Raw genomic sequence first — 13,204 nt, 5'->3', positions numbered from 1 at the left:
CGCGATGGACCAGTCTTGCCGCGTGACAAACCCAGCGCGGCAAAAGGTGTCAAGGGCTACACAGCCGAATATCGGCACTGGCCATTTTAAATCGATTAGATTATACGCCTTTTTGCAGATGCGAAGTGCAGGATTCCCGCGACCGACATGACCAGCCAGATCATCCCCGTCGACCCGTTCGACTTCATCATCTTCGGCGGCACCGGCGATCTCGCCGAACGCAAGCTGCTGCCGGCGCTCTATCAGCGTCAGATGGCCGGCCAGTTTTCGGAGCCGACCCGCATCATCGGCGCGTCGCGCTCTTCGCTGTCGGATGACGAGTACCGGGAATTCGCCCGCAAGGCGATCACCGAACATGTGAAGCCCGATGAAATCGTCAATGGCGAGCTCGACAGCTTCCTGGCGCGGCTTTCCTACGTGCCGGTGGATGCGAAATCAGGCGAAGGTTTCGATCGGCTGAAGGAGGCCATCGGCGACAGCACAGCCGTGCGCGCCTTCTACCTCGCCGTGGCCCCGGGCCTTTTCGGCGACATTGCCGGGCATCTCGCCAAACACGGCCTCAATGAAGGCGATCCGCGCATCGTCGTGGAAAAGCCGATCGGCCGCGACCTTGCCTCGGCGCGGGCACTGAACGACGCCATCGGCTGCGTGTTCAACGAACAGCAGATTTTCCGCATCGATCACTATCTCGGTAAAGAGACAGTGCAGAACCTGATGGCGCTGCGCTTCGCCAACACGCTCTACGAACCGCTGTGGAACTCGGCGCATATCGACCATGTACAGATCACCGTCGCGGAAACGGTGGGGCTCGAAGACCGCGTCAGCTATTACGACAAGGCCGGCGCGCTGCGCGACATGGTGCAGAACCACATGCTGCAGCTTCTGTGCCTGATGGCGATGGAACCGCCCTCCTCCATGGATGCCGACGCGGTGCGCGACGAGAAGCTGAAGATCCTGCGCTCGCTGAAGCGGATCAACGGCAACGAGGCGCCGAAGCTGACGGTGCGCGGCCAGTACAAGGCGGGGGCATCGGCGGGCGGTGCGGTAAAGGGATACGCCGAGGAACTCGGCAACGACAGCGACACGGAAACCTTCGTCGCCATCAAGGCAGAGATCGCCAACTGGCGCTGGGCCGGCGTGCCCTTCTACCTGCGCACGGGCAAGCGCCTCGCCGAACGCGTCTCGGAAATCTGCATCCAGTTCAAACCGGTGCCGCACTCGATCTTCGACGACAGCGCCGGTGTCGTCACCGCCAACCAGCTCGTCATCCGGCTTCAGCCAGACGAAGGCGTCAAGCAGTGGATCATGATCAAGGACCCAGGTCCCGGCGGCATGCGGCTGCGTCACGTGCCGCTCGACATGAGCTTCGCGGACGCCTTCGAGGTGCGCAACCCGGATGCCTACGAGCGCCTCATCATGGATGTGGTGCGCGGCAACCAGACGCTGTTCATGCGCCGCGACGAGGTCGAGGCGGCATGGCAGTGGATCGATCCGATCCAGGCCTCGTGGGAGGAAAACCGCCACACCGTGCAAGGTTACACGGCCGGCACATGGGGCCCTTCTGCGTCCATCGCGCTGATCGAGCGCGACGGGCGGACCTGGCACGAGAGCATGTGAGTCTGGAGATGGCTGCATCTCCAGACTGGCGAATCTATTCCTCGTCGCAACAGCTCGCGACCGCGCTGGCGACAGAGGTAGCGCGTGTTCTTTCGGCCGCGATCAAGGATCGCGGGACGGCACTGCTGGCAGTATCGGGCGGCACGACCCCCGGGCTCTTCTTCGACGCGCTCTCGCAACAGCCGCTGGACTGGAAACGCGTAATCGTCACGCTCGTGGACGAACGGCTTGTTCCGGAAAGCTCGCCGCGCTCCAACGCAGCGCTGGTGCGGACCAGGCTTCTGCGAGGCAAGGCAAATGCCGCCCGGCTCGTTGGTCTCTACCATAAGGATGCGAACGCCGAAGAAGCCGCGACTGCGGCTTCTGCAGAACTGCGCGATCTCCCGATGCCCCTCGATGCCGCCATTCTGGGCATGGGAACGGACGGCCACACCGCATCGTTTTTCCCCGACGCCGGAAATCTCGACGCATTGTTGGATCCGGACAACGAGGCTCTCGTATTGCCGGTTCACGCTCACAGCGCCGGCGAGCCGCGGCTGACCCTCTCGCTGGGGCGTCTTCTGGAAGCGCGCTTCCTCGCGCTGCATATCGAAGGGGCAGAGAAACGCGCGGTGCTGGAAAACGCACTTGCCCCAGGCGGCTACCTGCCGGTCAGCGCGGTTTTTGCCCATGCGGAAAGGCCGGTCCCCGTCTATTGGGCCGGCTGAAAGGACGGACAGCCATGACAGCCAGACCTGAGATCGAAGCCATCACAGCACGTATCCGGGAGCAGTCGAAGCCGACACGGGAGGCCTATCTCGCGCGTGTGGACGCCGCGATCTCCAGCGGCCCACACCGTAGTGTGCTGTCGTGCGGCAACCTCGCTCATGGCTTCGCGGCCTGCGGCCCCATCGACAAAGCCGCTCTTGCCGGAGACCGCGTCGCCAATCTCGGCATCGTGACGTCTTACAACGACATGCTTTCGGCGCATCAGCCGTTCGAAACCTTCCCGCAGCTCATCAAGCAGGCGGCTGCGGACGCGGGCGGCGTGGCTCAGGTGGCTGGCGGGGTTCCGGCCATGTGCGATGGCGTGACCCAGGGCCAGCCGGGCATGGAACTCTCGCTTTTTTCGCGCGACGTGATCGCGATGTCGGCGGCGATCGGCCTGTCGCACAACATGTTCGATGCCGCCGTCTATCTCGGCGTCTGCGACAAGATCGTACCCGGCCTGCTGATCGCGGCGCTGACCTTCGGCCACCTGCCGGCGGTGTTCATCCCGGCAGGGCCGATGACGTCGGGCCTTCCCAATGATGAGAAGGCGCGCGTGCGCCAGCTCTATGCAGAGGGCAAGGTGGGTCGCGCCGAATTGCTGGAGGCAGAGTCCAAGTCCTATCACGGACCTGGCACCTGCACCTTCTACGGCACGGCCAACTCCAACCAGATGCTGATGGAGATCATGGGCCTGCACACGCCTGGCGCATCCTTCATCAATCCCAACACGCCGCTGCGCGACGCGCTGACCCGGGAAGCCGCCAAGCGCGCGCTGGCCATCACCGCGCTCGGCAACGAGTTCACGCCGGTGGGGCGGATGATCGACGAGCGTTCCATCGTCAACGGCGTGGTCGGCCTCAACGCCACCGGCGGGTCGACTAACCACACAATCCACCTGGTCGCGATGGCGGCTGCCGCCGGCATCAGGCTCACCTGGCAGGACATATCCGACCTCTCGGACGCAACGCCGCTGCTGGCGCGGGTCTATCCCAACGGGCTTGCCGACGTGAACCACTTCCATGCCGCCGGCGGTATGGGCTTCCTCATCCGCGAACTGCTGGATGACGGGTTGCTGCACGAGGACGTGCGCACCGTCTGGGGCGAAGGGCTGCGTAACTACGCTATCGAGCCGCATCTGGCTGACGACGGCTCCGTCTCGCGCGCACCGGCCCCCGAGAAAAGCGGCGACGACAAGGTGCTGACGACGGCGGGCAAGCCGTTCCAGCCGAGCGGCGGCCTGAAGGTGCTGAAAGGCAATCTAGGGGCGGCGATCATCAAGGTTTCGGCCGTAAAGCCGGAGAACCGTGTCATCGAGGCTCCCGCGCTGGTGTTTCACAGCCAGGAGGCGCTGAACGAGGCGTTCAAGGCAGGACAACTCGACCGCGACTTCGTCGCCGTCATCCGCTTTCAGGGACCGAAGGCCAACGGAATGCCGGAACTGCACCGGCTGACGACTGTCCTCGGCATCCTGCAAGACCGCGGGCGCAAGGTCGCACTGGTGACGGACGGACGCATGTCAGGCGCCTCCGGCAAGGTGCCGGCGGCAATCCACGTGACCCCGGAAGCGCTCGACGGCGGCATGATCGGCCGGATCGAGAATGGCGACGTGATCCGCCTCAATGCGGAGGCCGGTACGCTGGAGGTCAAGGTGGGGGACGGCGTATTGGCGAGCCGCGCGCCCGCCGCACCGGATCTTTCGGACAACGGGTTCGGCATGGGCCGCGAACTTTTCGCCGGCATGCGCGCCCTGGCACTACGCGCCGATGCGGGTGCAGGTGCCTTCGGTTAGATTTTCACGCCGGTAGGCGAGTTGCCTACCGGCGTGAACTCTTATTGAACCGTGATCGGAACCCGGGTCAGAACCCGACGTCCACCAGGTGCTTCGAGAACGTAACGCAGCTCATAAGCTCCAGGTTTTTCAGGCGCCGTCAGCTTCGCGGTGCCGTCCTCCGACTGCGCGACATAAAAGTATGCGAGTTCGCCTGAGATCTCCGAATGCCCCTGAGGTACCAGATCGATGTAGTCCTGATCGGCCATGGGGCCCGTCCATTCAACAGCAAACGTCGTTCCGGTCTCCACGGCTTCGGGGGCGTTGAGCGTCGCGGCGGCAGGCGTCACCGTAATCGGCTGGCTGGCCATCACGCGTCGGCCCCCAGGAGCCTCCAGAACATAGCGCACCTGATACTCACCGGCATCGCCCGGCGCCTGCATGGTCGCCGTCTCGCCGTCTGGCGAACCATCGATGTAGAAATAGGCCGTTTCGCCGCTCGGCTCCGTATGACCTTCGGGCACAAGGTCGAGATAGTCGCCGCTCGAAGCCGGTCCCGTCCAATGGATGTCGATCTTCTCGCCCGCGCCGACAGTCGGCTGAAAAGCAAGGCTCACAGCTGCGTCGGAAACTTCCAGCGGGATCGACGTCAGCATGCGGCGACCGTCCGGCCCCTCGAGGATGTAGCGGATCTGGTAGTCGCCGGCCTTGCCCGGCGCCTCAATCTTCGCCGGATTGCCGCCCTCGACATAGAAGTAGGAAATTTCGCCTGAAACCTCGGTATAGCCGGCGGGCACGATGTCGATGTAGTCGCCGCCGGAGTCGGGGCCTTTCCATTCGACATTGAACGCTTCTCCCACCGAGACCTTCGGTGGCGCGACAAGCGCAACCTCGCTGTCGATCACGCCAATCGGCTTCGAAGCCAGCACGTGGCGACCGTCCGGCCCCTCCCAGACATAGCGCACGACGTAGTCGCCGACCTTGCCAGGCACGCGGATCGGCAGCGGGCTGCCGCGATCGACATAGGCATAGGCAAGCTCGCCGGACACTTCATCATATCCCGCGGGCACGATGTCGATGTAGTCGTTGCCCGTGCCTGGACCGGTCCACGACACCTCTATGCCTGAGCCGATCGGCGCGGAATCCGGCGCCGTTACAGCCGCCTCGGGCAGGACGACAGGTTCCGGCTTTTCCGGTTGCTCCGCGCGCGCCGAAGCCGGCGGGGCGGCGACGGTCTCGCTGAGAGCTTCGTTCAGCCCTTGCCCATCGCTTGCCTGGATATAGCGGCCGCCGGTATTTTCGGCGAGGCAGGCGACCTGCCGGCCCTCGTCCCGAGAGAGGCCGAAACCGACAACGTGGGCGGTGAAGTCGACGCCCGATTGCTCGAGTTCTTTGCCGAGTGCGCAGGGGTCTGCGTTGCACGTCTCGATACCGTCGGTAATCAGGACGACGGTGGCTTTGTCCTCGGTGTAACGCAGCGCCTCCGCGGCCTGGCGTACCGCATCGGAAAGCGGCGTCTTGCCGAGAAACTTCATCTTGTCTGCGGCAGCCGCGATGGCGTCAGCGGTGCCCGCGGCCGGTTCGACCACCAGTTCGATGTCGGTGCAGCTTCCCTTCTGCCGGTGACCGTAGGCCATCAGACCGAGTTCGCGATCGGCCGGGATTGTCGGCAATACGGAGCGTAACGTCTCGCGTGCGATTTCCAGCTTGGGCTTGCCGTCTATCTGGCCCCACATGGAACCCGAAGCATCCAGGACGATAATCGTCCGTTCAGCCGACCATGCAGCGAGGGACGATGCCGCCACCATTCCCGCCGCAGCAAGACCCATCACAATCGCCCGCATCCGCCACCTGTGTCCATGTCGCCTAAATTCCCCAGCGGAAGCTAATGGACGATCACGGGGCCGGCAACGGCAAAGTGGGTGCTAGTACATCTAGTCTAGGCCGGAGCTCTGAAGACCTCCGGTTTGGCTCTGCCACGGTGTTCGCACGCCGGTGCTCACGACGCGGCTTGCGCCTCCAGCGCCGGCCCTGCCGGGAAGATGCCGGACATGACGGTGAAGCCGGGGACGCGGCGAACCCGATCGGTCCAGCGGCGCAGGGCGGGGTAATCCTGGCGGGATACCTCCGCCTCGTCGGAAAGCATCACATAAGGAAAACAGGCGATGTCAGCCGTCGTCGGATGGGCCGGCCGGCAAAGCCAGTCGCGCCCTTCCTTCTCACCGAACCAGAGATGTTCGTCCATGATGCGGAAGATGCGGTGCGCGCCCTTTTGCGCTTTCTCCAGATCGAAGTCGTAGAACATGCCCAGCACCAGCCGCGCGGCGGATACGGTCGACGTCAGGTCGTCGCCGACGGCATGCCAGCGCAGGATTTCAGCCATCGTCGCCGGGTCATCGGGAAACCACTGGCCGGACCTGTCGTATTTGCGCGCCAGATAGACGAGGATCGCACCGCTGTCCGACAGTGTTTCCTCGTCGTCCTGCAGAACCGGCAACTGACCGAAAGGGTTCAGCTCCAGGAACCAGCCCGAGCGATGCTCGCGACCGGGATAGAAATCAACCGGCACCACCTCGTAAGGCACCTTGAGGATGCTCATGAGCAGGCGCAGCTTGTAGCAGTTGCCGGACAGCTCGAAATCGTAAAGCTTGATGGCCACGTCAGATATCCAGAACCAGACGAGCGGATTTGGCGCGCGACACACAGGTCATGATCGCCTTGTTGGCGCGCTTCTCGCTTTCGTTGAGATAGACGTCCTGATGGTCGACCTCGCCTTCGATCACCGTGGTCATGCAGGTTCCACACGCACCCTGCTCGCAGGATGAAAGCACGGTAACGCCAGCCTCGCGCATCACCTCCAGGATGGTCTTGCCAGCGGGCACCTGCAGGGTCATGGCGGAGCGGGCAAGCTCGATCTCGAAGGAAGAGCTGTCGTCGATCACCCGGTCGTTCTTGAAATACTCGAAATGGACCGCCTCGTCCGGCCAGGCGAGATCGGCTGCGAGCGCCCTCACCATCTCCAGCATCGAACCCGGCCCGCAGATGTAGACGTGCTGGGCGAAGCTCCAGCGGCCGAGCGCTTCGCCGATGGTCTGCCTGATCGCGTCGCGGGCGAGCGCATCATGCACCGTTACCTTGCCGCGCAGGGCATTCAGCCTGTCACGGAAAGCTGCGGCGTTGGCATCGCGAACGAAGTAGTGCAGTTCGTAGGGCAGGTCCGACTTGTCGAGGAACCGGGCCATGGAAAGGATCGGCGTGATGCCGATGCCTGCCGCGACAAGTACGGTGCGCGTTGCATCGCGGCGGAGCGGGAAATTGTTGCGCGGCTCCGAGATCGTCAGCAGGTCGCCTTCGCGGACGCTGTCGGCCAGTGCATGCGACCCTCCCTTGGACACCTCCTCCCGCTTGACGCCGATCACGTAGCTCAGCAGTTCGCCGGGACCGTTGGTGATCGAATATTGCCGGACCAGCCCGCTCGGAAGATGGACGTCGATATGCGCCCCAGGCTGGAAGGTCGGCAGGTGGCTGCCGCTACGGTCCGCCAGCTCGAAACCGGTCACGCCGCGCGCCGTCTGCCACTTCCGCTTGACGACGACGATCATTGTGCCGCCGTGCGGCACGGCGATGTCGGGCATCGTGGCAAGCTCGGCGGAGACCTTCTCGTAGGTAGGCTGCAGCGGGGCTGGCGCGGGTTTGCGCGCAGCCGCGCGCTCCAGCCGGTCGCGCAGCTTCGCCAGAGTGCGATTCTTCTCGCGCAACAGTGGGGCCGTGTCGGCCGTCGGATCGGAAACAAGTCCGCGGATCACGCTGCGGCCTGAATCGACCGGCTGCACGAAATAGACTGCGTCGCCGGCGCGCACGATCAGACCGTGCGGGCCTTCTGCGTCGAAGGCCTTGGCAAGGCCCGCAGCCACATCTTCAGGCGCCGCGTTGACAGGCATCGGCCGTAGCGGCAGCCAGGTCCCGTCCTCTGCTCGAGGCAGGTCCGGAAATGCCGCGCCCTCGCTTTGAGCAGACCAGACGAGCCCGAATGCCTCGCGCACGGGATAGGTCCTGTTCTGGATACGGCGCGCGGGCGCGTCGGCGGGATGGGCCGGGATGTAGGTGCAGCCGGCTGAGCGGTTCGCATAGCGCCAGCCGTGATACTGGCATTTCAGTTCGCCGCCCTCGTTGATGCCGATCGACAGACGCACGCCGCGATGCAGGCAGCGGTTTTCCCAGATGTTCACATTGCCGTCGTCGGCGCGCCACACCGCAAGTTCGCGACCGAGCAACTGGCCGTGGAAGACGTGCCGGAAAGGCAGGTCGTCACTGGAGGCGATGGGATGCCAGCGGGCATCGTCGATAGAAAGGGTCATGGTTTCAACGATATGCGCTATCAGCCGGCTTGAGGAATGACGCCGTAGGCGATGCCCTTGCGGCTGAGCCAGCGGCGATAGGCAATCGCCGACTTGTCGGCGCGGATGGGGGTTTCGGCGCGCGGGTCGAGCGGCAGTCGGCGCGGCATCTGGTTTTCCAGGATGGGCTTGTCCTGGCCGAAGATCGTCTGCTGGAACCGGCGCAGCTCGGTGATCGTCGAGACCGAATCGACCATCGATTGCAGCAGATGGGCGCGGCATCGGTCCTGCGTCATCGGCTGCAGGAAGATGGCGATCACGTCGCGGCGGCTTTCGTCCTCCGGACAGGATTTATAGAGCACCGAACAGAACGGGTGCGGCACGCGGTAGACATATTCCACCTCGATGCCCTCCGTCGCCGAGAGCGCGGCGCGCGGCTGGAAGAAGCGGCAGCGCGTGGCGAGGACCTCGTCGCGCTCCTCCGAGACCTCGACGTCGTATTCCTTCACCTCGGTATGAGGCTCGGCGCCGAGAATGTCGGTGTGGACATATGGGAAATGCCCCATGTCGAGAAAGTTCTCGACCGCGCGCGGTGCGGAGACGTTCACGCCGATGGAGCCGCAGCTCATATTCTTGCGGTCAGGCTCGGCATATTCGGGAATCGGGAAGATGTCCGCCGGCGGGTTGCCGAGGCTCGTCCAGATATAACCGTAGCGCACCAGAACCGGGAGCCGCTCGACGATTTCGTCCGCGTCGATCTCGTCTCCGGCTTCCTCCACGGTTCTGAGCCACACCACCGGCTGCCCCTCGCCGTCTCGCGTCAGGGCAATCGGCGTATCCAGCAGCAGCGTCGTTTCGACAGCGCCAATGGGCACTTCCTCGGCTGCCGCGATGACCTGCCAAAGGTCGCGGGTGACGGGATCGATCAACTTGTCGGGCTTCATAAAACCATCATCGCACGGCAGCATTCGCGCGCTCAAGATTAATTTTTGTGCATCCTCGTTGAGGGCCTTGCAAAGAGGCAATCTTGATGCTTTGTGAGACTAGCACCGCACCGAAACTTGGTGCAACATGGCGCTGGGGAACATAAGAGTTGGGCGCGCGTGAAGCGCCGGGAAACCGAGGCTTGGATTGAACTGCGATACGCCGTTTCGGCTGGAACTTTCCGGCATTACGAAACGATTTCCGGGAGTACTCGCCAACGACAGTGTCAGCTTCGGGGTGAAGCCGGGCGAGATACATGCTCTGCTTGGCGAAAACGGAGCCGGCAAGTCGACGCTCGTCAAGATGATCTACGGGATCATGCAGCCGGACGCGGGCGAGATTCGCTGGAACGGCGAGCCGGTCACCATCTCCAATCCCAACGCCGCGCGCCGCCTCGGCATCGGCATGGTTTTTCAGCACTTCTCGCTTTTCGAGGCCCTGAGCGTATTGGAGAACATCGCGCTCGGCATCGACTCCAAGGTGCCGTCGCGCGAGTTGCGCGCGCGCATAGGCGCGATCATGGACGAGTACGGCCTGACGCTCGATCCCAACCGTACGGTCGAGACGCTCTCCGTCGGCGAGCGCCAGCGAATCGAGATCGTGCGCGCGCTGCTGCTCGATCCCAAGCTGTTGATCATGGACGAGCCGACATCCGTGCTTACCCCTCAGGAGGTGGAGCAGCTTTTCGGCGTGCTGCGCCAGCTTGCCGCACAGGGTTGCTCGATCCTCTACATTTCCCACAAGCTTCACGAGATCCAGGCACTTTGCGACACGGCGACGATCCTGCGCGCGGGGAGACTGGTGCATACCTGCGATCCCCGTCAGGAAACCTCCCGCTCGATGGCGGAAAAGATGATCGGGGCAGGCTTGCGCGACGTCACCCGCAGCCATGACCGGGCGCTTGGGGAGCCGCGCCTCGTCGTCTCGAAACTTTCGACGGTTCAGACGGACCATTTCGACGTGCCTGTCCGGGAGGTCAGCTTCGCGGTGCGGGCTGGCGAGATTTTCGGCATCGCGGGTGTCGCCGGCAATGGACAGAACGCGCTTCTGGAGGCGCTTTCGGGCGAAGCACCGGCCAGCGAAGCCGGCGCGGTCGCCGTCGACAGCAAGCCGATGGGCACGGCCGATGTTTCGGCGCGTCGAAGCAAAGGCCTCTCGGCGGTGCCCGAGGAGCGAAACGGCCATGCAGCGGTCGGCGACTTCACCCTTGCCGACAACGCGGTGCTGACGGCGCGCGATCGCATCGACATGGTCACGCTAGGGCTGATCGGCCGGGACAAGGCCGAAGCCTTCGCCGGCAAGGTGATCGAGACGTTCGGCGTCAAGGCACAGGGACCCGGCGCGATCGCCGGCTCACTCTCGGGCGGCAATCTGCAGAAGTTCGTCATGGGTCGCGAGATACTTCAGCGGCCGTCGGTGCTGGTCGTCAGCCAGCCCACATGGGGTGTTGACGCGGGCGCCGCGGCGGCGATCCACCAAGCGCTGGTGGATCTTGCCGAGGCCGGCTCGGCGATCGTCATCATCTCGCAGGATCTGGACGAGCTGCTTGCACTCTGCGACACGATGGCGGTCATCAACGGGGGGCGGCTTTCGCGCGCGATGCCGGTCGCGGAGGTAGACGTTGAAGAGGTCGGCCTGCTGATGGGCGGCATCCACGGCGAAACGGAGGCTTCCGATGCCGTTCCGGCTTGAGAAGCGCCCTGCCCCGAGCAGGTTGATGCTCTATGCGACGCCGTTCGGCGCGCTGGCACTGACTATGATTGCCGGGGCGCTCGTCTTCTCGCTGATCGGCTATGACGGCCTCGCCGCCGTGCAGCAGATTTTCATTACGCCGCTGACCAGCACCTTCCGCTGGCAGGACCTTGCGGTGAAAGCCTCGCCCCTGATCATCATCGGCGTAGGCTTGGCCGTCGCTTATCGCGCGAACGTCTGGAACATCGGCGCGGAGGGGCAATACATCGTCGGCGGTCTGACCGGCACATGGGTCGCGCTTGCCACCCATGGCATGACGGGCCTCTGGATTCTTCCAGCGATGGTGCTGGCGGGCATGGCGGGCGGCATGGCCTATGCGGCAATTCCGGCATTCTTCAAGACGCGGTTCAACGTCAACGAAATCCTGACGTCGCTGATGCTGACCTACGCCTCGGTCCAGCTTGTATATTATGTGGTGCGAGGCCCGTGGAAAGATCCGATGGGCATGGGCTTTCCCCAGACGCGTGTCTTTTCCGAGGCCGCGCGCATACCCAACATGATCCCCGGAACCATCGTGCATTGGGGCGTGCCGGTTGCCATCATCGTGGCGCTTGCCGTCTGGTTCGTGATGTCGCGCTCCGTGTTCGGATACCGCATCAAGGTCGTGGGCGCGGCGCCAAAGGCCGCCCGCTACGCCGGCTTCTCGACCAACGCAACCATCTGGCTGGCGCTGCTGGTCAGCGGTGGGCTCGCCGGACTTGCAGGGGTGCTGGAGGTCGCAGGGCCGTTCCAGCGCATGGTGCCCGGCTTCCCGACGAATTACGGCTTCACCGCCATCATCGTCGCGTTCCTCGCCCGGCTGCATCCCATCGGCGTCATCTTCGCGGCAATCGTTCTCGCGGTAACGTTTGTCGGCGGCGACCTGGCCCAGACGACGACCGGACTGCCGAGCGCGGCCAGCGGCATCTTCCAGGCGATGCTGCTGTTCTTCCTGCTGGCGGGCGACATTCTCGTACGGTACCGGGTACGGCGCGTTTCCAGCCAGCCGGTCGCCGAGGTACGCGCAGCAGCGGAGGCCCAGCCATGACAATCGGCCTTCTGATCGCCGTCACTATGACCCTGATCGTCGCGTCGACGCCGATCCTGATCGCGGCGCTGGGAGAACTGGTGGTGGAACGCGCCGGGGTGCTCAATCTCGGTGTCGAAGGCATGATGCTCATCGGTGCGGTGACGGGCTTCATCACCATGTTCACGACGGGCAATCCGTGGCTCGCGGTGCTGGTCGCCGCCATCGCCGGGCTGCTATCGTCCCTCATCTTCGGCTTCCTGACGCTCAGCCTGTCGGCAAACCAGACCGCGACCGGCCTGGCGCTGACCATCTTCGGGACCGGCTTTTCCGCGCTTGCCGGCCAGAGCTATTCGGCAATGCCGGTCAGCCTTTTCCGCTCGGTCTTCCCGGCCGAATTGACGACGCATCCGTATCTGCGCGTCCTGTTCGGCTATTCACCGCTGGTGTATTTCTCACTCATCATGGTCGTGGTGGTCTGGTGGTTCCTGAAGCGCACCCGCGGCGGGCTGATCCTGCGCGCGGTGGGCGAGAACGATCTGTCGGCGCATTCGATCGGCTACCCGGTGCGTGCGATACGCTACGGAGCGGTCGCCTTCGGCGGCGCGATGGCCGGCATCGCCGGCGCGTGTTTCCCGCTGCTGCTGACGCCCCAGTGGGCCGAAGGCATGACCGCCGGGCGCGGCTGGATCGCGGTCGCGCTCGTCGTATTCGCTTCGTGGCGGCCATTCCGCCTGCTGGCGGGTGCCTACCTCTTCGGCCTCGTGATGACCATGGAACTCTACGCTAAGGCGGGCGGCGGCCCGTTGACCGCCATCCCGTCGGAACTGTGGGCAGCCATGCCCTATCTCGCGACGATCGCCGTGCTGGTGCTCATATCGATTCGCCGCGATGCCTCGACCAATGCGCCGGCCTGCCTCGGCAAGCCGTTCCTGCCAAGCAATTGAAGTGGGCGAGGAGCTCCTTCGATCGACCGAACCACAAGCTCAG

Annotated in this window: 10 protein-coding genes; 6 read left to right on the top strand and 4 right to left on the bottom strand. The window is 64.2% G+C overall.

Annotated features, from left to right (window positions below; genetic code table 11):
* Positions 1-147 precede the first annotated feature (147 nt).
* From zwf to edd, 3 genes are read left to right on the top strand one after another with little or no spacing between them, the layout of a single operon-like run.
* Complete coding sequence (zwf, locus tag V1479_RS07055) at positions 148-1,617, top strand: glucose-6-phosphate dehydrogenase (RefSeq protein WP_368802287.1); 1,470 nt, start codon at positions 148-150, stop codon at positions 1,615-1,617.
* A gap of 8 nt (positions 1,618-1,625) precedes the next feature.
* Positions 1,626-2,324, top strand: coding sequence for a 6-phosphogluconolactonase (pgl, locus tag V1479_RS07050; RefSeq protein WP_368802286.1), 699 nt, complete (start codon positions 1,626-1,628; stop codon positions 2,322-2,324).
* A 14-nt stretch (positions 2,325-2,338) separates the two neighbouring features.
* Positions 2,339-4,156, top strand: coding sequence for a phosphogluconate dehydratase (gene edd / locus V1479_RS07045; RefSeq protein WP_368802285.1), 1,818 nt, complete (start codon positions 2,339-2,341; stop codon positions 4,154-4,156).
* A 41-nt stretch (positions 4,157-4,197) separates the two neighbouring features.
* Here edd and V1479_RS07040 read toward each other — a convergent pair whose 3' ends face one another.
* The 4 genes from V1479_RS07040 to V1479_RS07025 form a co-directional block, all read right to left on the bottom strand.
* Positions 4,198-5,979: a VWA domain-containing protein gene (locus V1479_RS07040; protein ID WP_438620501.1), complete on the bottom strand. Its 1,782-nt coding sequence runs from the start codon at positions 5,977-5,979 to the stop codon at positions 4,198-4,200.
* Positions 5,980-6,134: 155 nt separating this feature from the next.
* The gene (locus V1479_RS07035) at positions 6,135-6,794 is read right to left on the bottom strand and encodes a glutathione S-transferase family protein (protein ID WP_368802283.1); all 660 of its coding nucleotides are present in this window, start codon (positions 6,792-6,794) and stop codon (positions 6,135-6,137) included.
* Position 6,795: 1 nt separating this feature from the next.
* Positions 6,796-8,493, bottom strand: a complete 1,698-nt coding sequence (locus tag V1479_RS07030) for a Rieske 2Fe-2S domain-containing protein (protein ID WP_368802282.1) — start codon at positions 8,491-8,493, stop codon at positions 6,796-6,798.
* A 20-nt stretch (positions 8,494-8,513) separates the two neighbouring features.
* A complete protein-coding gene (locus V1479_RS07025; protein WP_368802281.1) occupies positions 8,514-9,416 on the bottom strand; it encodes an aromatic ring-hydroxylating oxygenase subunit alpha in 903 nt (300 codons plus the stop codon).
* A gap of 187 nt (positions 9,417-9,603) precedes the next feature.
* Between V1479_RS07025 and V1479_RS07020 the strand changes: the two genes are divergently transcribed.
* The 3 genes from V1479_RS07020 to V1479_RS07010 are packed head-to-tail and all read left to right on the top strand — an operon-like array spanning position 9,604 to position 13,161.
* Entirely contained in the window at positions 9,604-11,148 is a 1,545-nt protein-coding gene (locus V1479_RS07020; RefSeq protein ID WP_368802280.1) for an ABC transporter ATP-binding protein, read from the top strand.
* Positions 11,132-12,235, top strand: a complete 1,104-nt coding sequence (locus V1479_RS07015; protein WP_368802279.1) for an ABC transporter permease — start codon at positions 11,132-11,134, stop codon at positions 12,233-12,235. Before V1479_RS07020 ends, V1479_RS07015 begins: the two co-directional genes overlap by 17 nt.
* Positions 12,232-13,161 carry an ABC transporter permease gene (locus V1479_RS07010; RefSeq protein ID WP_368802278.1) on the top strand — a complete coding sequence of 310 codons (930 nt, stop codon included), beginning with the start codon at positions 12,232-12,234 and terminating at the stop codon, positions 13,159-13,161. The genes V1479_RS07015 and V1479_RS07010 overlap by 4 nt, the downstream gene beginning before the upstream one ends.
* The last annotated feature ends 43 nt before the right edge of the window (positions 13,162-13,204 follow it).

Source organism: Neoaquamicrobium sediminum (assembly GCF_040970315.1).
GTDB classification, from domain to species: Bacteria; Pseudomonadota; Alphaproteobacteria; order Rhizobiales; family Rhizobiaceae; genus Aerobium; species Aerobium sediminum.
The sequence above is the reverse complement of the archived record's forward strand: the minus strand, read 5'-3'. Positions and strand labels throughout refer to the sequence as shown.

Excerpts from the sequence above, each read along its gene's own strand:
- zwf (WP_368802287.1), top strand. The coding sequence starts at position 148 with ATGACCAGCCAGATCATCCCCGTCGACCCGTTCGACTTCATCATCTTC.
- pgl (WP_368802286.1), top strand. The coding sequence starts at position 1,626 with ATGGCTGCATCTCCAGACTGGCGAATCTATTCCTCGTCGCAACAGCTC.
- edd (WP_368802285.1), top strand. The coding sequence starts at position 2,339 with ATGACAGCCAGACCTGAGATCGAAGCCATCACAGCACGTATCCGGGAG.
- V1479_RS07040 (WP_438620501.1), bottom strand. The coding sequence starts at position 5,979 with ATGCGGGCGATTGTGATGGGTCTTGCTGCGGCGGGAATGGTGGCGGCA.
- V1479_RS07030 (WP_368802282.1), bottom strand. The coding sequence starts at position 8,493 with ATGACCCTTTCTATCGACGATGCCCGCTGGCATCCCATCGCCTCCAGT.
- V1479_RS07025 (WP_368802281.1), bottom strand. The coding sequence starts at position 9,416 with ATGAAGCCCGACAAGTTGATCGATCCCGTCACCCGCGACCTTTGGCAG.
- V1479_RS07015 (WP_368802279.1), top strand. The coding sequence starts at position 11,132 with ATGCCGTTCCGGCTTGAGAAGCGCCCTGCCCCGAGCAGGTTGATGCTC.
- V1479_RS07010 (WP_368802278.1), top strand. The coding sequence starts at position 12,232 with ATGACAATCGGCCTTCTGATCGCCGTCACTATGACCCTGATCGTCGCG.